This window comes from Bradyrhizobium sp. USDA 4504, from assembly GCF_054063995.1.
On record NZ_JBSSGV010000001.1, the window covers coordinates 8,847,512 to 8,867,662 of the forward strand.

The 20,151-nt window shown below is 61.3% G+C and carries 9 protein-coding genes and 5 pseudogenes; 5 read left to right on the plus strand and 9 right to left on the minus strand.

The genetic code is table 11. From position 1 onward, the window contains the following. The first annotated feature begins 138 nt into the window (after positions 1–138). A pseudogene (locus tag ACVMB1_RS41570) lies at positions 139–1,484 on the plus strand (IS5 family transposase). Positions 1,485–1,627: 143 nt separating this feature from the next. On the opposite strand, the gene ACVMB1_RS41575 reads toward ACVMB1_RS41570, so the two are convergent. Together ACVMB1_RS41575 and ACVMB1_RS41580 are read right to left on the minus strand one after the other, a co-directional pair. Then, entirely contained in the window at positions 1,628–2,902 is a 1,275-nt protein-coding gene (locus tag ACVMB1_RS41575; RefSeq protein WP_456813726.1) for an IS256 family transposase, read from the minus strand. Positions 2,903–3,363: 461 nt separating this feature from the next. Next, a complete protein-coding gene (locus ACVMB1_RS41580; RefSeq protein ID WP_069280586.1) occupies positions 3,364–4,710 on the minus strand; it encodes an IS5 family transposase in 1,347 nt (448 codons plus the stop codon). 935 nt (positions 4,711–5,645) lie between these two features. On the opposite strand from ACVMB1_RS41580, the gene ACVMB1_RS41585 reads away from it, so the two are divergent. After that, complete coding sequence (locus tag ACVMB1_RS41585; RefSeq protein ID WP_456835771.1) at positions 5,646–12,380, plus strand: shikimate kinase; 6,735 nt, start codon at positions 5,646–5,648, stop codon at positions 12,378–12,380. A gap of 146 nt (positions 12,381–12,526) precedes the next feature. Continuing rightward, positions 12,527–12,961 (plus strand): annotated as a pseudogene (locus ACVMB1_RS41590) (transposase); the annotation flags it as partial. Here ACVMB1_RS41590 and ACVMB1_RS41595 read toward each other — a convergent pair. Further along, positions 12,958–13,372: pseudogene (locus ACVMB1_RS41595) on the minus strand (IS66 family transposase); the annotation flags it as partial. The pseudogenes ACVMB1_RS41590 and ACVMB1_RS41595 overlap by 4 nt on opposite strands. Between ACVMB1_RS41595 and ACVMB1_RS41600 the strand changes: the two are divergent. Further along, a pseudogene (locus ACVMB1_RS41600) lies at positions 13,371–13,970 on the plus strand (IS66 family transposase); the annotation flags it as partial. The pseudogenes ACVMB1_RS41595 and ACVMB1_RS41600 overlap by 2 nt on opposite strands. Here the strand turns inward: ACVMB1_RS41600 and ACVMB1_RS41605 are convergent. The 5 genes from ACVMB1_RS41605 to ACVMB1_RS41625 form a co-directional block, all read right to left on the minus strand. Then, positions 13,861–14,481 (minus strand): helix-turn-helix domain-containing protein, encoded by a 621-nt coding sequence (locus tag ACVMB1_RS41605; RefSeq protein WP_456813729.1) that lies wholly within the window; start codon positions 14,479–14,481, stop codon positions 13,861–13,863. The pseudogene ACVMB1_RS41600 and the gene ACVMB1_RS41605 overlap by 110 nt on opposite strands. Positions 14,482–14,705: 224 nt before the next feature. Then, the gene (gene istB / locus ACVMB1_RS41610) at positions 14,706–15,518 is read right to left on the minus strand and encodes an IS21-like element helper ATPase IstB (protein WP_225649550.1); all 813 of its coding nucleotides are present in this window, start codon (positions 15,516–15,518) and stop codon (positions 14,706–14,708) included. Further along, the gene (gene istA / locus ACVMB1_RS41615) at positions 15,515–17,029 is read right to left on the minus strand and encodes an IS21 family transposase (protein WP_456794397.1); all 1,515 of its coding nucleotides are present in this window, start codon (positions 17,027–17,029) and stop codon (positions 15,515–15,517) included. Before istA ends, istB begins: the two co-directional genes overlap by 4 nt. Before the next feature lie 241 nt (positions 17,030–17,270). After that, on the minus strand, positions 17,271–18,578 hold the full coding sequence (locus ACVMB1_RS41620) for a recombinase family protein (RefSeq protein WP_069280573.1): 1,308 nt from the start codon (positions 18,576–18,578) through the stop codon (positions 17,271–17,273). Continuing rightward, positions 18,571–18,726 (minus strand): hypothetical protein, encoded by a 156-nt coding sequence (locus ACVMB1_RS41625; RefSeq protein ID WP_456849800.1) that lies wholly within the window; start codon positions 18,724–18,726, stop codon positions 18,571–18,573. Before ACVMB1_RS41625 ends, ACVMB1_RS41620 begins: the two co-directional genes overlap by 8 nt. Positions 18,727–18,966: 240 nt before the next feature. Between ACVMB1_RS41625 and ACVMB1_RS41630 the strand changes: the two are divergent. After that, positions 18,967–19,242 (plus strand): annotated as a pseudogene (locus ACVMB1_RS41630) (transposase domain-containing protein); the annotation flags it as partial. Positions 19,243–19,251: 9 nt separating this feature from the next. On the opposite strand, the gene ACVMB1_RS41635 reads toward ACVMB1_RS41630, so the two are convergent. Further along, positions 19,252–20,094, minus strand: a complete 843-nt coding sequence (locus ACVMB1_RS41635) for a cytochrome-c peroxidase (RefSeq protein ID WP_420866017.1) — start codon at positions 20,092–20,094, stop codon at positions 19,252–19,254. Positions 20,095–20,151 lie beyond the last annotated feature (57 nt).

The following is a 20,151-nucleotide window of genomic DNA, read 5'->3' on the forward strand; positions in this document are numbered from 1 at the left end:
GCTAGAATCGCATTTGTCGTTGCGGACTGTTTTGCGATTGCAGGATTTTGAAGCTTCGGGCATCGGAACCTTGCAATTTCATTTTCAGGATTCCGTCGAATCGCCAGTCATGATTCCGTCGGCGCATCGGAGGTGGCGATGCGACCGAAGAAGCACAGGACGACGGGATCGGGCGATCTGTTCCGGGCCAGGCTGGACCAAATCATCAATATGAAGCACGAGCTGGTTCAACTCGCCGGCAAGGTCGATTGGGACTGGATCGACGGCGAGATCGCGCCGCTCTATAGCGAGAACGGTCGGCCGGGCATCGCGACCCGCTTCATGATCGGGCTGCTGTTGCTCAAGCACATTTACGGCCTGTCCGATGAGGGGCTGTGCGAGCGCTGGGTCCACGACCCGTATTTCCAGTACTTCACCGGCGAAGAGTTCTTTCAGCACGCGTTCCCGCACGAGCGCTCGGACCTGAGCCACTGGCGCAAGCGGCTCGGCGACAAGCTGGAACTGTTGCTGGCCGAGAGTTTGCGGGTGGCGCACGAGACCGGCGCGTTACGCAGCCAAGACCTCAAGCGGGTCACGGTCGATACCACCGTGCAGCCGAAGGCCATCACCTTCCCGACCGATGCCAAGCTGCTGCACGCGGCGATCAAGGGGCTCAACCGCCTGGCGAGGAAGCACGGGGTCAAGCTGCGACAATCCTATCTTCGCATTGCCAAGACCGCGGCAATGATGGCTTCCCGCTACGCCCATGCCAAGCAATTCAAGCGGCATCAGCGGCAGTTGCGCATCCTGCGTAGCCGACTGGGCCGGATCATCCGCGACATCCGCCGCAAGATCGAAGGGCAGGAAGCGCTCGAGAACGCGTTCGCACTGCCGCTCAGCCGGGCCACGCAGATCCGTTCGCAGCAGCAGCGCCAGCGCGGCTGGAAGCTGTATTCCTTCCATGCTCCGGAGGTGGAGTGCATCGGCAAGGGTAAGGCCAGCGCTCCTTACGAGTTCGGGGTGAAGGCCTCCATCGTCACCAACAACCGCCGTGCTCCTGGGGGCCTGTTCGTGCTGCACGCCAAGGCGCTGCCCGATAACCCCTACGACGGTCACACCTTGCGGGACGCCATCGACCGCACCGAGACACTCACCGGCTGTGCGATCGAGCGCGCCTATGTCGACAAGGGATACCGCGGCCACGACGCGCAAGATCCCCGTCGCGTCTTCATCTCCGGCCAGAAGCGCGGCGTCTTCGGTGTCATCAAGCGCGAGCTGCGCCGCCGCTCCGCCATCGAGCCCATCATCGGACACCTGAAGGCCGAAGGTCACCTCGGCCGCTGCTACCTCAAGGGCCGCCAGGAGACGCCGCCAACGTCGTCCTCTCAGCCATGGGCCACAACTTCCGCCGCATCCTCGCCTGGCTCAGGAAGCTCTTGCGCTTCATCCTGATCGCTCTTTGGCCCGCCTTCGCAACCCCAGTCGCCCTCGACCCCGCTTGTTAACGGACGACTAATGTTCCTGGCTGCTATGCTGACACTCCGGCACGTTTGGGAGGAACTGTCAGGCACCACGGCCTCTGGTGTGAAAGCGGGGGATGTCCCGATCGGTGTTGAACTACGTCGGGCCGACGTTGCCGGAATGAATGTTACGCGGCCCTCGTGACGTGGGCAACGGGCTTGATCGTCATGCGATCGTAGTGAGCTTGAAGGGCCGCACGCAGAACCGACAATTGCTTATGCGCCTTCAATCGTCGAAAGCCCTTGTTGGCCTCGATCATGCCGGCCGCGACCCATCGCAAGGCCATACCGGCATCCCGCCAGCGTTTGACGTTGCGCGTGACGCGGCGAATGGTGCCCATCATGTTCTCGGCGATGTTGGTACAGGCGAGCGATCGACGAAGTTCCTTCGGCAGCTTCAACCGGACGACAGTCAGGATTTCGTCGAGGCCTTCGAGGATGCTGGCCGCGACGCCGGGCCATTGCTGGTCGAGTCGACGCGCGAGATTGCGGATCAATTTTTCAGCCTTGTCGGCGTCATCGAGCTCCCAGGCCTGGCGCAGCACCCGACGGGTGGCCGCATGATGCTGTTTCGGCAGGCGTTCCATGATGTTGCGCGCCTTGTGGATCTGGCAGCGCTGGATCGCAGCGGCCGAACCGAAGGTGCGGCGGATCGCCTTCGACAACGCTTTCGCGCCGTCGGCGATGAACAGTCTTGGCACCGTCGGGGCGAGCCCGCGCGAGACCAGGTTGTCCAGCAGGGCCTGAACCGTTGCGGCATTCTCGGTCGCCCCTTCCACCAGAGCCAGCGGATGCTTGTTGCCTTCGCCGTCAACCCCGATCGCGGCGACCAGCACGAGATCGTCGCCGAGATGCAGCCCGTCGATTTGGACCACCAGAAGGTCGAGCGCGGACAGATCGGTAGCCATGAAGTCGGCCAGCCGCGCCGCCGACAGCGCTACGAACCTCCGCGAGGCCGCCGACTTCGAAACCCCCGATCCGGGCGGTGCCGGCACGTCACCCTCGGGCAGCCGGACAGCGCGGCCGAACCGGCGCGTCGACACATTGATCAGCATCAGGTTCATCGCCCAGCGACCGAGCCAATCCTCCTGCGCCGCCGTTTCCCAGCTCGGGATCGTGACCTCGCGGCCGTCCACGCCCCGGACCCGCGGACGCTCGACCTCGATCTTGCCGCCGTGGAAACCGATTCGTCCCCGCGTTCGGCCCCAACGGTGCGCCCGCCGCGCCGCGTCGCGACCGTGGCGCGGCCCGCAGGCCGCCGTGACATCCGCCTCCATCATCGTGCCGAGCGCCTCGATCCCTGCCGCAAGGCAGAACCGATCGAAGCTCGCTCGCACTTCCGCAAACGCGTCGTCCACAGCCGCGATCGCCGGCCAACTAGCCGGTGTGATATCTCTCGTCATGGCGTTGCTCTCCTTTGTGGAATCAGCACCCCGAGCCTACCGGCTCAAGGTGGGCAACGCCGACCTCTTCAGAAATTCAACAGAACCCGGGACATCCCCGTGAAAGCGTGTTCGGCTTCGAGAAATCACAAACGGCCTGGACTTCGTTTCGGGAAGCGCGCATCTGCGGCATTACCTTTGCCGTGATCCACAATTGCAGCGTGCGTTTGGCTTGCCCCCTCGCCAGCTTTTCGAAAGCCAAGCCTCTTAGCATAGGCTCTCGTCTCTCGATTGATGCGACCTATGACTGAACTGGTGGCAGTAAAAGCCGGGCGGATCTGCAAGAGATTATGTTCTCAAAACAGAAGGAGAGCTGTATTGATTTTAACCAGATCGACGGCGGTGGATCCCCAGGGTCTCCAGCAGCGTTCAACTGGACACAAGAGGATCAGGATCTATTCAGTCGGATCATCAGTCGACCGTTAAGAAGCCGGATTGAGCTGAGCTGGACAGTTGAGCGTGCGCCAGAGCGAGACCAACAACAGGCGCAAAAGTTCTCTGAACCAGGCGAGGATGCGACGGAGGTTGTGTCCGACGGCGGAGAGAACGACGTTGGCGGCATCGCCGGCGCGGCCCTTGAGGTAGCACCGGCCGAGGTGTCCTTCGGCTTTGAGGTGTCCGATGATGGGCTCAATGGCGGAGCGGCGGCGCAGCTCACGCTTGATGGCGCCGAAAACACCGCGCTTCTGGCCGGAGATGAAGACGCGGCGGGGATTTTGCGCGTCGTGGCCGCGGTAGCCCTTGTCGACGTAGGCCCGCTCGATCGCACAGCCGGTGAGTGTCTCGGTGCGGTCCATAACATCCCGCAACGTGTGACCGTCGTAAGGGTTGTCGGGCAGCGACCTGGCATGCAGCACGAACAGGCCACCGGGGGCGCGGCGATTGTTGGTGACGATGGAGGCCTTTACGCCGAACTCATAAGGTGCGGCGGCCTTGCCCTTGCCGATGCACTCCACCTCCGGGGCATGGAAAGAATAAAGCTTGAAACCGCGCTGGCGCTGCTGCTGCGAGCGGATCTGCGAGGCCCGGCCAAGCGGGAGGGCGAACGCCTCCTCCAGCGTCGCCTCGCCCTCGATCTTGCGGCGGATGTCGCGGATGATCCGCCCCAGCCGGCTGCGCAGGATACGCAGCTGCCGCTGATGCCGGTTGAACTGTTTGGCATGAGCGTAACGGCCCGCCATCATCGCCGCGCTTTTGGCCACGCGACAATAGGATTGCCGCAGCTTGACCCCGTGCTTCCTCGCCAGGCGGTTCAGCCCCCGGATCGCTGCATGCAGCAGTTTGGCGTCGGTCGGGAAGCTGATGGCCTTTGGTTGCACTGTGGTGTCGACCGTGACCCGCTTGAGGTCCTGGCTGCGTAACGCACCGGTCTCGTGCGCCACCCGAAGGCTCTCGGCCAACAACTGCTCCAGCTTGTCGCCGAGCCGCTTGCGCCAATGGCTCAGGTCCGAGCGCTCGTGCGGGAAAACGTGCCGGAAAAACTCTTCGCCGGTGAAGAACTGGAAGTACGGATCGTGCACCCAGCGCTCGCACACCCCCTCATCGGACAGCCCGTAAATGTGCTTGAGCAACAGCAGCCCGATCATGAAGCGGGTCTCGATCCCCGGCCTGCCGTTCTCGCTGTAGAGCGGGGCGATCTCGCCGTCGATCCAGTCCCAGTCGATCTTGCCGGCAAGCAGAACGAGCTCGTGCTTCATGTTGATGATCTGGTCCAGCCGTGCCCGGAACAGATCGTTCGATCCCGTCGTCTTGTGCTTCTTCGGCCGCATCATCCCTCCGGTGCACCACAGAAGCACGGTTCACAGCGGAGAGGAATCCACAAAACGAATTTGCAAGGTTTGCGGCCATCAAGCCTCAAATCCCTGCAATCTCAAACGCCGTCAAATCCCAAAAACAGACTCCCGCTCAATCGCTTACAGGCTTGTTCACAGGCGACTCATCAATGAGCCCGGGCCATCCTCGTCCGCCGTGCCCGAGGAGACGGCGTACGATGTTTCATTCGCCGTTCCCGAGAAGTTTGCCCACGGCTCTCAATCCGCTCCCGGCCGAATGGTCGAGAGACTGGGCCGCTTGGGTCTCCTGCCTGACACCGACGATGCCGGCCAGGGTGACAGTTCGAGGCCGAGGCACAAAATCGTGGCCGCCAAAACGGATGTCACCAAGCCGACTATCAGCGGCGAGTCCGCTGTGAGTGGCGCCCGGAACCTAGGCCGGACGATCCTGACCGACCGAATCTACCGATTGACGCCGTCGAAGCCCTGACACGCTCGTCTGCTGAAACAACCTATGGCGCGGACACGGTTGATGCCCGTTCGTCGAAGACCACCAGCCGGTGATGGCCAGCCTAATGGCGTCGCGCATGCGCAAGTCAAACCGCCTATGACCACTCTCATCCGGCTTAACCAATCCAATGAAACTACTCCGATGAATCCCGAGTCGGCTGTACGCTAATCAGATTTCCGTCAGGTCCAGGGCATATCTTCGGCGCTAGAGCGCACAATCGTACAAAACTGACTCGCACGTCAGGTTAGTGGCGAGTGACGTCCTGTCAACGCGGCCAAGGGGCTCCGCTCTGAAGCAAAAGTCGTTGAGGCCGACGCCGCAGGCCTCTATGCCACCGTCGGAATCGGCGCATTCTAGCTCGCATGGGAGATTGATTTTGACGAGAGCCGACTGGAGAGCGAAGGAAGCCCGCGGATCAGAGATGGACTGGTCCGGTCCTGAAGCAGATCTTGGCGGCGGAAACGATCGCTCGAAGTTCAGTTCTGTCTTGCAGGGCTTGCGCTCTGAAAATCAGGACCTGGCTGCGGGCTCGGCCGGAAGGCCGACTTCGGCCAGCGATGCCCAACGCCGTACGTCAACCGAACCTTCCGTGAATACGCATGTCGACGAGCCAGCTTTGCGGTATTTGGCGCATCGCGGCGCGCCAAATTGCGAAGAAAGTTCGTCGCGTTCCGGTGCCGAGAGCCGCTGTGCCGATCAGTCCAGGAGTTCACGAGGTGCCTCTTCCTCGTACAGGCAATCTGTATCGGACCTCGAGGCAGGGCCAAAACGGCGGCGCCTGGATTTTGTCGCCCCGCAGGGCGCGCAAGCTGCGATTTCACAACAGCAATGTAACGCCGCTCTGGACGCCATTTATTTCGCTCGCGACATTGTCGAATTTTCACGTGCAGTGGTGGAAAATGACAAGCGGCTGCAGCGGGAGGACGAGAAGATCCGTGCGGTCTTTGTGCAAAAGGCTGCCGCCCAGTTCAGGAGCCAATTTGTCACCCACTTCGAGGACGATATCCGCCGCGGGGAATCCTGGGGCTACGCCACGGCATGCAACGTTGTGAGCCGCGAGGCCGGCGGTCAGGAAGGCCTCGAAGCTTGCAAAGCGGTGGCATCTCGGGTGTCGCAGCTTTCCAATTCGTTACTGCGCGAACTTAAGCCCGCTGCTCTTTCGCTGTTCGCGGCAGCATTCGGTCGGCATCAGCAGTCGAAGACATGCCGCAATGGAGTCATCAGAATTGCCGAGTTTTGTCGTGATGAACCCAAGGTACTTGGCGCGACGAATAGCCAAAATATCTCGCTGCTGGTGAACGGTTTCAGCAAGTGGACGCGCGAGGCGGAAACTCGTGAAGGCACGGAAGCTATTGCCCGCGTGGTCCGTCGTGCCGGTCACAGCTGCGAGCTCTCTGATTTTGATCAGAAACATTTGGGGATGCTTGTGAACGGGTTCAGCAAATGGCCGGACGCGCGCCTCTGTCGCGAGGGCAGTTTTGCGATCGCGTCTGAGGTCGTTCACCGCGCCGTCCGCGGTGAGTTCGGACTATCCGATTTTGCCACGGAGATACTGGCGAATCTTGTGAACGGCTTGAGCAAGTGGCCGGACGGAACGGAGTCGGGCGAGGCGACTTTGGCGATCGCGAGTGAGGTCCTTCGCCGGGACCGCCATGCCTGGCTCTCTAAATTCACTCGCCAGAATCTGGCTAACTTGGCGAACGGCTTCAGCAAGTGGCGGGACGAGCCGAAGTGTCGCGATGCTACGCTTGCGATTGCACGTGAGGTCATTCGCCGCGTCGAGCTCTTCCATTTCAAACCGCAGGAACTGGCAAATCTGGTCAACGGTTTCGCCAAGTGGCCGGACGGACAGGACCCGCGCGGCGCCACGGTTGCGATCGGGGGTGAGGTCCTTCGCCGCGGCGCCCGGCATTTTGACAACCAGCACCTGGCGATGCTTGTGAACGGCTTCAGTAAATGGCCGGACGCGCGGGATTGTCGTGACGCTACGCTTGCGATCGTGCGCGAGGTCGTTAGCCGGGGTACCCAGTTCTCTGATTTTACTCCGCAGGAGCTGGCGAACCTGGTGAACGGTTTCAGCAAGTGGCCTGACGCGCCGGACTGTGACGACGCCACGCTTGCGATCGCGGGTGAGGTCGTTCGCCGCGACGCGCGCAGTGAGTTCGGACTCTCTGATTTCGACCGTCAGGACCTTGCGATGCTGGTGAACGGCTTCAGCAAATTGCCGGACGCGCAGGACTCCCGCGACGCGACGCTTGCGATCGCGCGTAAGGTCCTTCGTCACGCCAGACTCTCAGAGTTTACGCACCAAAGCCTGTCGAACCTGGTGAACGGCTTCAGCAAATGGCCCGACGCGCGGGACTGTCGCGAGGTCACGTTTGCGATCGCGCGTGAGGTCCTTCGCGCCGAACTCTCTGATTTGGCCCCCCAGGGATTGGCAAACCTGTTGAACGGCTTCAGCAAATGGCCAGAGAGTGAGGATTGTCGCAAAGCCGCGATAGTAATCGCCGGGGAAACCCGTCAGCGTCAGCGCTCTAAGTTCTCTCCGCAGGACGTGGCGCACCTTCTGAACGGCTTCAGCAAGTGGCCTGACGCGATGTGCTGTCAGTCCATCATGGACATCGCGCGCGAATTGGGGGCTGGAGCACAGCGATTTGGTGTGTTCACCACGCCTGAGCTGGCTATGCTCGCCAACGCTCTGTCCCGAACGATCAGGAGGGCGGAGGAGAGTGGGGAGATTACGGATGCCGCTCTGCCGAAGGATCGGTTGCACAAGCTCGCCCACTACCTGCAGTATGATGATGATCGCCTCTTGACGGCTGAGGTTCTGAACATCACGAACATTTTCAAGGCTCTGGGTAAGGCTGGCCTATTCGATGATCTCGGTTTGCTCGCGCCGACAGGCTTGAGTCGGCTCTCTGAATTGCATTCAGCTCCTGGTTTTGCCGCCGAGAATAACCTCGAAACCATGGGTAATCTGAGTGCTGCTCTGCTGCCGCTCGCGCGCAGCCCAGAGAAGCCACTGCGCTGGCACCGCAGGCAGGCCCTCAACGTGCTTAACGATCTTCAGCCCTTGCTCGAGCAAAAGATCAAGGCGCATCTGAACGCGGGCGGTGCGGAGCGGAGCCGTGGGCCCATTGCGAGCCGCCGCCCCGCTTTATCGATCTATCAGACGCTCAAGGCTCGTGCGGTGCTGGAGAGATTGTTCAGGTCACCCTATGTCGAGGGCGACAGGCCCGATTTACGGATCAGGCAGAAAGAGCTGCAGTGCGGCACGAGAGAGATCCTGGCTGGCGCTCGCGACCTGATTCAAGACGATCTGTCCAGCATGAGCTGGAATCTGATTGCGCAGATCGAGGCTGACAGTCCAGTGGATGCGCTGGACTTATTCATGGAGCAGGATGCGGCGGCGATCCAGGCGCAACGTCCTCCGTCGGTGTTCGACGTGCACCAGGTATTGCGAGCCATGGACCACGCCCCGAGGTCTCCGCAAGGTGAGGCGGGACTGATGCAGTTGCCGGTCGTGGACATGCATGGGCGGCCGTTGGCCACGGAGCCGGAGACGCGGTACTCGATTTTCCATCGCCTGACTTCGGGGGCCCTGCCCGTCGTCGCGGTACAATTGCCGGCACCCCCGAGCGCCTTCATGCTGGCGCGTACGGTAAATGTAAACGGTATTCCATACCGGATTGACTTGTTCGGCGGCAGCAAGTTAAAGCCGCCACGATTAACTGTGTCTCAAATTGCGACCCGCGCCCCAGACGAGCAAGCAAAGCTTTCGGGGGGAAAGCTGCTGGCGATTCCCTATGCCGAAACCGGGCCGGGTACAGCATTCGAGCAGCTGTCGCGCGCGTGGGCCCCTTTCAAAGAGGCCTATTATTATACTCAGCGCAGAGGCTTTGCGGCGCCGCCGGCGATCAAAGGTCTATCACCCCACGACTCCGCGCTGGAAGGCGCCTTCAAACTGGCGCTGCTGCCTGACCGCCCTGCCAACGAGGAGCATCCCTTCCAGCTGAGGGGGGCGGCCGGACCCATTGCATTGCGACCGCACGACGGCTGCGGCTTCATCCGGGCCTCGCTGGCCAAGCTTATGCCAGCTGTTTGCCGCGCCGGCGAGCAGGAAGGTCCTGACCGCGTGCAGGCCTTTGCCGAGGGAAGGAGAGCATCCCTGCCAGCGTCGGCCTTGCAACATTATCCGCGCAGCGAGCAAGTAGCGGATGAGGCCCGGCGGAAGGCGATGAGCTGGCTTGAGAGTCGGGTAAAGCAAGAGCTGACGTCGGAGGAGCTGTTTCGCGTCGTAACAGCCGCGAATATCAATGGTCCGGGCGCCGTCGCCGTCCCATCCGCTGATGGCTGTCTGCATGTGCCGAGGCTCAAGAGCGAAACATTGACCGGTGGTGGCGTGCTGATCGGGCGATCGCCCTACGACAAGCCCAACCTCCGCCCGTTCGCCCCCGATCGCGTCAGGTCAGCTGCGGACGGGGACCCGACTGCGGCGTTTCTCGATCAGTGCGTGACCATACAATACAGCTTCAACGTCGCCCAGAAGTCGGGGGAGAAGCTGGCAGTCGATGATCCGACTTTCTTCGCCAAGGGGCTTCTGATCGTGGTGCCGGATGAAATGTGGCCGGCCGACTTCGCCGACCGTGGCTTGGTGATGTCCGCCGAGGACGTCAAGTGCCATTCGAGCTGGATCAAGGGCAAGGACCGCGTAACGGCGGACAGCGCGCTCGATTGTATCGGGATCCTGCAGGCCACTGAGATCTTCGCTCCGGGGTCCCTGGTTGCCATCCCGCCTGATGAACAGAAAAAACTCGACGGCGACTTCGATGGCGATACGGCCATTATCATTGCCGACCGGCCGCAGCTTTACGAGCATGTCAGGCAATTCGACCAAGAGGAGCAAGCTCGCGGCCTCCGCTCGCTCAAGCCGCCAAAATCCCATACCCCGGCGATTGAGGACGGTCGCTATAATTTCGGTCGCGCCAGCCAGATTCTCGCCGCCACGCGGAACGTTCTGGAAACCTATACCGGCCTGCAGCGAGGCTTTCTGGCTCAATCAGATGAAGCCCGGCAGTGGTTTGCCGAACGTGCCATATTCGGCACGTACGAAGGCATTGACCGAGAGCTCAAGCGAGACATTCGCGGCCTGCTGGAGCAGGAACAGGTTAGTGCTCACGACGTCCGGGACAAGCTCGAGAAGGCGCGGCACGACATTGAGCTGGCACACCATCCCGTCGCGCTCGAGGCGGCCGAGTTGCTTCTCACCGAACTCGAGGCGTGGGCGGCTGGTCTCGACGAGCAAGTTCCGCCTCAACTCCTGCCCGAAACAGCCGCCACTGCGAGTGAGAGACAGCTCGCAATGAGCCAAGAGCTTTGCGAGCTGTTTCCGCCGCTTGCCGAGACCTATCCGGCAACGGCTCACCCACGGGACCGCGTCCAGCTTCTGGTCGATCGTTACCCTACGCGCATCGAGCCCCGACCGGATGGTTACATGCCGCACGACCTCGTGCAAAGTGCAAAAAATCTGCTGAGCATCGGCACCAAGGTCGGAACTGACGCCTACAAATCCGACACTGGCGTTTACACCTTTATGATCAAGAGCAGGCACCTTCAGCGCCTGTTGCAACAGATACCCGGGTTAAAATCGGCTCCATACACCAAGAGCTTGGCGGCTATCCTCAACCACGGTCGTTTCGATGTCGATGCGGCCTTGGAGGATCTCAATGACAATCCGACGCTCGCGGCGTCGGTCATGCAAGCCTCGATCAAGCTTGCTGCCGAGCGGGGGATTCTGCGCGAACCCTCGGCTCCAACGCTTGCTGCCGAAGATGTCGCCACCACAATCACGTTGACTCGCGAGGCGGCGGCACAGCGCGCCCAAATGGAGGCGTCCCGCGCTCAAGCCGAAGAGAAGGACATCACGCGGACGGCAATGTCGGTTGCCGAAGCCCTTAAGGGGGCCGGCATCGAGGTGAAGATGCCCCATTTGGCTAAGCGTCTTAGATCGCCAAGCTCAATGACAGACGAGCTCACCGGAATCCAGGCCAGCTCTGAGGCCGGCGTCCAGCTTTTCAACAACGCTGTACGCCACGTCTTCGAATTCTCTGACAGGGATTTTACACGTGCCTTCAAGAAAGCCATTCTAGCGTTCGAGGAGAGCGGGTATAGCGAGGTCAGCACGACTAACTGGTTCAGGACGCGATCGCGGACCTTCGCTGGCATCAAGACAGTGTTCGGCACGCCTGGCGGTTACCGTTTTGAGCTCGAGTTTCACACGGCAGACAGCTACAAGGCCAAGCTCGACAATCATGACACGTACAAGGAGCTGCAGAAGCTCAGACGGCTGCAGCGAGGGAGCGAGGAGCCCCCGGATGAGTCTATAGCCGAGCAACTCCTGGAGCGCGTGCGACGGGCGTGCAACAAGGTTGTCATCCCCGAGGGGGCCACACAGATCCCCCATTGGGAAGCCGAAGCCGGCAACAGCGTTGGCGCTAGCCATGCTCGTGTGTCGAACGTGGCCCGGCCGACACGCGCAGCGCGGTCGCCTCGCGCAACAGAGATTGTTGGCGCCCTCGACAACCGCCCGATCGTGCTCGTTGGTATGATGGGGGCCGGGAAATCCGGTGTGGGACGTGCACTCGCAAAGCAGCTGGGGCTGACGTTCGTCGACTCCGATAAAGAGATCGAGGCGAAGGCTGGCAAGTCCATAACCAAGATTTTCGCGGAGGACGGCGAGGCGCATTTCAGGGATCTCGAGGCGAACGAGATCAGCCGGCTGCTCGATCGGGGGCCGCTGGTGCTCGCAACCGGTGGTGGAGCCTTCATGACCGAAGAAGTCCGGCGTCGTGTCGGCGAGAAAGCGGTCTCGATCTGGCTTAATACCAACGAGGACGTGATCAGGCGCAACCTGCGACACGACACCAACCGTCCGAAAATACAAACCGCAGACCGGGACGAGATGATCACAGACCTGATGGAGCAGCGCAATCCTGTGTATAAGCTCGCCAATCTCACGATTGCCCCACAGGCCCGGCGGGAACTCAAGAGCGCCGATGCTTGTCTTAGCGAACTGCACGGCTATCTCTGCGCCGGTGGCAGGCTAGACGCTGGGCAATCTGGCTCGGTTAAGGAGTCGTCCGTGAAGATCGGCTAAGCAATTGAGCTAGAATCGCATTTGTCGTTGCGGACTGTTTTGCGATTGCAGGATTTTGAAGCTTCGGGCATCGGAACCTTGCAATTTCATTTTCAGGATTCCGTCGAATCGCCAGTCATGATTCCGTCGGCGCATCGGAGGTGGCGATGCGACCGAAGAAGCACAGGACGACGGGATCGGGCGATCTGTTCCGGGCCAGGCTGGACCAAATCATCAATATGAAGCACGAGCTGGTTCAACTCGCCGGCAAGGTCGATTGGGACTGGATCGACGGCGAGATCGCGCCGCTCTATAGCGAGAACGGTCGGCCGGGCATCGCGACCCGCTTCATGATCGGGCTGCTGTTGCTCAAGCACATTTACGGCCTGTCCGATGAGGGGCTGTGCGAGCGCTGGGTCCACGACCCGTATTTCCAGTACTTCACCGGCGAAGAGTTCTTTCAGCACGCGTTCCCGCACGAGCGCTCGGACCTGAGCCACTGGCGCAAGCGGCTCGGCGACAAGCTGGAACTGTTGCTGGCCGAGAGTTTGCGGGTGGCGCACGAGACCGGCGCGTTACGCAGCCAAGACCTCAAGCGGGTCGGAATGCCTCCTTCGATGATATGGGCCGGGGCCGGCGCCTGGATCACGCCGTCCGCGTTCTTGAACGCATACTTGGGACGGCGCGTGACGATCACATGGAACTTGACCGGCACCACATCCAGACGCTCCGACACGTCCTCGCCGATCAGCACTTTCTGCTTGCCGGCATGCTCAGCCAGCTCTTCCGGCTCAATGACGATCTCGACCCGTTCCAGATGGGGCGCAAAGCCTTTGCGCCGACGCGGTGCACGCTTGCTATCCGCTTGCGCACGGCCCTTGCTGACCCGGGCCTTGATCGCAGCGATGCCGGTCCTCGATCTCCTCGAAGGCAAAGGCTTGCTGTTCAACGTCGCCATTCGCAGAGTCGAGCTTTTCCGATGGTCGGCCGAACCGCGCGCGGTCGAAGGCCTTGGATGGCTATGCCGCCTATAACAAGCTCGCGCGATCCGATCGCGGCAATGATGGCATCACATTGGCTGGCTGCTGGTCACACTGCAGACGCAAGTTCTACGAGCTGCATGTTGCGGGGAGCTCAGAAGTGGCAACGGCGACGGTCGAGCGGATGGCGAAGCTCTGGCAGATCGAGAAAACCGTGCGCGGTCAAAGCCCCGACGCTCGCGTTGCCGCGCGCCAGCAAGCCTCCGCGGCGATCGTCGCAGATCTCTTCGATCTCTGGCAGCAGACCTTGCGGCGGATCTCCGGCAAATCAAAATTGGCCGAGGCGATCCGCTATGCCGTCTCGCGCCGTGCCATCTTCGAACGCTTCCTGACCGATGGACGTATCGAGCTCGACTCCAACATCGTCGAGCGCGCCATCCGGCCACAAACAATCACGAGAAAGAATAGCCTCTTCGCCGGCAGCGACGTTGGCGCGTCATACTGCTCATCTGGTGATGCCCTTATAAAGGAAGGAGATTCTGTTGCGGATCTCGAGATATCGGACGATGCGATCGTCTGGCATCGGCTTCGCGGCACACAGCGTCTCGCTGCAGGTCGGCGAGCCGGATAATCCAGGGCGCCCCGGCGCACAGCTGCCGGGCCGGAAGGGTGCCACTGCTGACCATCCGATAGGCCGTCGTGCGGCTCACCCTCAGAATGTCGGCGGCCTCATCCAACGTCACTTCGGCGCGCTCGGCTCGTTCACCTTCGCGGTAGACAGGAATGCTGTTGGTGTTCCGGAGACTGCAGACGTGGGATCGTGTCCAACTCGCACCATGTGCAGTCAGCTTGCCGGACCGATTGAGGATCGCAGCGATTGCTGTGTCCGATAATTGCCTCGCCAATACGCGAACGAGATCGAGGACATCGGCTTCGACCGTCCAGCGGGTCTGTCCGATCTTGTTCTTTTTGACCGTCAACTGGGTATGGTCGCCGCCTTGCCAATGAATGATGAGCGCCAATGTATTGCCCACGACATCGACGATGATCTCTTTGACAAACAGCCTGATGATCTTCTTGCGTGTCTCGATGGACGCCCCGGGACTGTTCCACGCCTTGGTCAAATCCTTGCCGAGAGTCATCAGCCTCGCGCGATCCGCGGCGGAAAGCGCTAGAGCATATTGCGTCTGTTTGAGGGTCTCGAGCTGGACCTCCAGGTCGCGCAGTTGAACCAGCTTTGTAGCGCGTCGATCTGGATGGGAAGGCGCGGCAATCTGGATGGCGAGTCAGTGTCGCGGCGGAGTGATGATTGCCGCGCAGATTGTCGCGCGCAAGAGTTTTGTTGAGCTCTGATTGTCGCGGAGCGTCAATCAGCGACAGTTTTGGGTGTCGCGTGCGAGGGCGGGCGTCCCGGACCGCGTTTTCGTTCGAGCGCGGTGCGCCTGCGATAGCTCTCGACGTTCATCTCAACGATGGTGGCGTGGTGAACGAGACGATCGATGGCGGCGAGCGTCATGGCGGGGTCCGGGAAGACCTTGTTCCATTCGCCGAAGGGCTGATTGGCGGTGATCAGCATCGAGCGGCGCTCGTAGCGTGCGCTGATGAGTTCGAACAGCACGCTGGTCTCGGCCTGGTCCTTGGTGACGTAGGCAAGATCATCGAGGATCAGGAGATCGAAGCGATCAAGGCGGCTGACGGCCGCCTCGAGGTTGAGCTCACGCCGCGCCACCTGAAGCTTCTGGACGAGATCGGTGGTGCGGGTGAAGAGGACACGCCATCCGTTCTCGATGAGGGCCAGGCCGATAGCTGCCGCCAAGTGGCTCTTGCCGCCGCCGGGCGGCCCGAACAGGAGCAAATTAGCGCCCTTGCCCAGCCAGCTGTCACCGGCGGCGAGCGCCATCACCTGCGCCTTCGAGATCATCGGCACGGCCTCGAAGTCGAAGCTGTCGAAGGTCTTCCCGGCTGGCAGCCGCGCCTCGACGAGATGGCGCTCGGTGCGCCGGCGACCGCGTTCGGCGATCTCGTGCTCGGCAACGGTGGCGAGGAAGCGGGCCGCCGGCCAACCTTCCTTGTCGGATTGCTCGGCAAATTGCGCCCACAGCACCTTGATGGCTGGCAGCCGGAGCTCGTTGAGCAACAGATTGAGGCGCGCGGTATCAACGGTGTTGGCCACGCTCATGCGTCACCTCCGATCTCGGCGGTACCGATGAGGCATTCGTAGGTGGCAAGCGGCGCGAGCTGCACCACGACGTTCGGCAGGTGGGCGGGGTCGGGAGCGAAGTGAGCGCGCAGCCGGTTGAGTTCGGGCAGTCGGCCGGCGTCAAGATCGGCCGTGAGCTGATCGGCGAGTTCGGCCTCGCAGCCGCGCTCATGAGCGAGCGCGAGAAGATCGACCATGATCCGGCAGGCCTTCTTGTCCGGCCAGCGCTCGCGCAATCGGTCGAAGGTTCTCCGATAGCCCTCGCGCGGGAACAGCCTGTCTCGATAAACCAGATTGAGAAGCGCCATTGGCTTGCGCCGCAGGGAATGGATCACGTGCCGATAATCGACGACCTGATCGTACTTGCCATTGGGATGCGGTCGCCCGCGCGGCAAGGTCAGGAGGTGCGTGCCACCGACGAACACGTCGAGGTGATCGTCATAGAGCCGCGCCCGCAGCCGGTGACCGATCAGGCGCGATGGCACCGTGTAGAACACCTTGCGTAGGGTGAAGCCGCCCGATGACGTCACGCGGACGATCACCTCTTCGTAGTCCGAGGTCCGGCGATCGGGCAGCTCCTGCAACACCACGCGCTCGCTATCGATTCGCTTGGCGTTGCGGGCGTTGCGGCGGCTGACGATCTCGTCGATGAAGCCGCGATAGGTAGCAAGATCGTCGAAGTCGACAGTTCCGCGCAGCAGCAAGGCGTCCGCGATTGCTCGCTTGAGATGACCGTGGGGCCCTTCGATCGAGCCATTCTCGTGGGCGACGCCTCGATTGTTGCGGGAGGGACGCATGCCGTAGTGGGCACAAAGGGCCTCGTATCGCTGCGTCAGATCGTCCCGTGCATCGCGATCGAGATTGCAGAATGCGGCCGACAGGCTGTCGGTCCGATGCTCCCGCGGCGCCCCACCGAGCGACCAGAGAGCGTTCTGCAGGCCTTCGGCCAGGGCAACGAAGCTCTCGCCGCCAAGCACGACGTGGGCGTGCTCGAACCCGCAATAGGCCAAACGGAAGTGATACAGACGATGATCCAGCGGCGTGTCCGCGATCGTAACACCCAACTCGCCCATGTCGGTGAAGTCGGAGAGGCCGAGCTGGCCGGGCTCGTGGGTTTGGCGGAAGATCACCTCCTGCTCCTCGCCGTGGATCGCCCGCCAGGCACGGATACGACGTTCCAGGGTACGACGGATACCGGTGCCGAGATCAGGATGACGTCGGAGCATCTCCTCGAAGACCGCCACCGGGCGTAAGCCAGGTGCCGCCTTCAGGATCGGGACGATCTCGGTATCGAACACGTCGCTCAGCGGGTCGGGTCGTCGCCGGCCGCGGGGAGCCTTCTTTTGCGATGGAAGTCGGGGATCTCTCTCGATCCGATAGGCGGTCGACGCACTGAATGACGCCTTGGCCGCCGCCACTGGCGGGCTATCGGTCTGACGGTACTTCATGTAGAGCCTCATTTGGTGATCTGTGATGTGTCGGCCGGGCAAGCGAGTGATTCCTCTTGGCGGAAGAACCACTTGCATAACCTGCCGGCCGCGATCACCAGTCGGCGCGGTCCCTCGCGGATCGCGCCGACGCCGGGCTCGTAACTCCGGTCGGGCTACGCCCTCCCTACGTCACGAGCCCGGCGAAACTCTCTCACCTTGATTGACGCGCTCTTCCATCCTGATCGCCGCGCGACACAGCTTCTCGTTCCAGCGCCGCTCCAACTCACTGGCAACCAGCTGGTTAATCGACGGCGTCGTACTGTCGCCGTGCCCGAGCGGCTTCGTATTGAGCGTGCTGGATTGCGTTCTCGATGTGTTGGCGCTTGTCGCAATGATGCACGCTCTGGGCTTCCATCGCGGCCAGCGCCGCTTCAATCCCAAGAGGCTGCAGTCGATCGAGCACCTCCTGGGCGACGACGCGATCGACCCGCATGCCGCCAAAGCCGATACAGTTTTCGGCCGCTTTGGTGCCGAAGGCCCCGCGGCAGGCATATCGCTGTGTGTTCCCGCCCTTTCCAGTGTACTGGAGGCGTCGGCTACAGCGCGCGCAACGGAATAAACCCGGCAGCAGAGCCTCGCCGCGCCTTATCGAACCGCGACCCATATAGCTCTTTCCATTGGCGTTGTCGGCAATCAGGTGCTGATTTCTCTCGAACTCCGCCCAGGCGAGATAGCCCTCGTGATGGTCGTGGATCAAAACGTCCCAATCCTTCCAATTGCGCCGGAGTGTGTCGCGCATGATCCGCTTGCGCCCGTCCTTGATCGTCACCCGTGTCCCGCGCCGACCATAGGCGTAAGAGCCAGCGTACACCGGGTTCGTTAGCATGTGGTGCAGGGTGTGATAGACGGGTGCCTTCCATTCGACTGGGCGTTTACCGCGACCTTGCACAATCGCTGGAACGAGGATGTTCTCCTGCCTGAACCAAAGCAGCACCTGCCGGATTGATTGGAGCTCGGCGAATTTGCGGAAGACGAGCAAGATGCCGTCCTGGACGCGCCGATCAGGATCCTTCTCGATACGGCTGTCATCCGTCTTCACGTAGCCAACGGCGACCGTCAAATGAAGTTCGCCCCGCCGTGCCTTTTGGCGCATGGCCTCGACGGACCGCTGTCGGAAGATCGACAACTCCATCTCACTCATGGTGCCCTTCATGCCAAGCAACAGCCGATCATTGGGTGAGCGTGGATCGTAGATAGCTTCCTCGTCGACAATCAGCGTGCCGACCAGGCCGCAGAACTCCAGCAAAGTGTGCCTATCTCTGCCGTTCCGGGCAAGGCGCGATGCCTCGAGCGATACCACGGCGCCAACCCGTTCTTCGCAAATCGCAGACAGCAGCTTCTCGAAGCCCGGTCGAACCGTTCCGCCACCGGATCGGCCGAGATCATCATCGACAAGCTGGACGTCTTCCCATCCAAGCTGCCGCGCGCGTTCGACCAAGCCATACTGGCGTCGTTGGCTCTCGAGATTGTTGACGACCTGATACGCCGTGGATTGTCGGATGTACACGAAAGCGGCACGGGCCAGGTGCGCGGGCGTGATCTTACTCATCGCCTGCTCCCTTTTTGCCGTTGGCCTGAGGCTCGTTGGCCGGCTTCGCCGCCGCTTCCGTTAGCAATACTTGCAGAAGCGCCACCGCCTTCTGGCGTTCGGCGCCACTCATATCGCCGGGCCGGGTTAGGGGAAGGAACATATCCATTTGCGCACGACACTGCTTTCTCATTGTCGAATCCTCCGGGCTTTTTCCTCCGGACGACAGGCTACGAGATGATCAACCAGACCACGCAGTTGAAGGAGTTGGCTGACGGGAAGGCGCGGAACCGTTACGATCTCCATTGAACATGCCGCCGGATCGAACATCCAGCCCGGCACCTGGAAGGAGCCGCCCTGCGGTTGCCGAATCAGGAAATAATGAACACCGTCGTGCTCATGGTCGCCGGTCACCAGGACCGTCCGGCCGACCAGCGGGTGGTACGGATATGCGATCACGGCTTCGAATGTCAGAAACCCGGCACTAGGCCCCGGCTCGGATGATGGCGCCGAACATTGGGCCGTCGTCGCAACCTTGGTCGAGACCTGCAAGATCAACAATGTCGATCCGCTCGCCTATCTCACTGACGTCCTAACAAGGATCGTCAACGGGCATCCAAACCGCGACATCGACCAGCTACTGCCCTGGGCCTACCGCGCTCAAGCCCTCAAAGCCGTGGCCTGAAAACGACGCTTACGAAGCACGAGTGCCCGCGCTCATTCTCTTTTGGCAGTTGACGAACGCCTGGCTCAGGTAGGTGACAACCCTATTTGTCGATTGACGGCTTTGGCGTTGAGAACGGAAGACATACTCGTCGCTGGGCACCTTGGTGACGGCGAAACGACCCTTGTCGTCCCTCGGCAGCAGGTTTGCGGTTGGCCGTTCCATCACACCGAACGGGAAGTAATTCTGGCCGCCTATGTTGATACCATTGTGGCAGGATGAGCATCCTTTTTCCATGAATAGCTTTAATCCTGCTTTCTGCTGATCACTGAGAGCATACGCATCGCCCTCGAGGTATTGATCGAACGGGGAGGCGGGTGTGATCAAGGCTGCCTCGAAAGCCTCGATAGCCTTGGCAAAATTGTCGAAGGTGATGGGCGTCGCATCGCTCGGGAACGCCTTGCTGAACATGACGATATAGTCGGTCATCGAATTCAATGTGTTGAGAACGCGAGTGGGCGTCGCATTCATTTCAGCACTGGCCTGGACGGGACCTGCGGCCTGCGCCTTGAGGTCAGCCGCGCGCCCGTCCCAGAACTGCGCCACATTGAAGACTGCGTTATACACCGTTGGCGCGCGACGTGAACCTAGCTGCCAGTGATGACCAATCGACCGCGGGCCGGCATCTGCTCCACCGGTTCCAAGGTTGTGACACGTATTGCAGCTAATGACCCCGCTCGCCGATAGCCTCGGATCGAAGAACAGGCTTTTGCCAAGTGTGACTTTTTCGTGGGTGATAGGGTTGTCCTTGACCGCAGGAATGATTGATGGAATCGGCTTGAAAATCTGCCTCGCCGCACTCATCAAATCCATCGGCTCCTGCCCTTGACGACGTCAGAATCCCAGCGGCTAGAGCATTTTCCACATGAT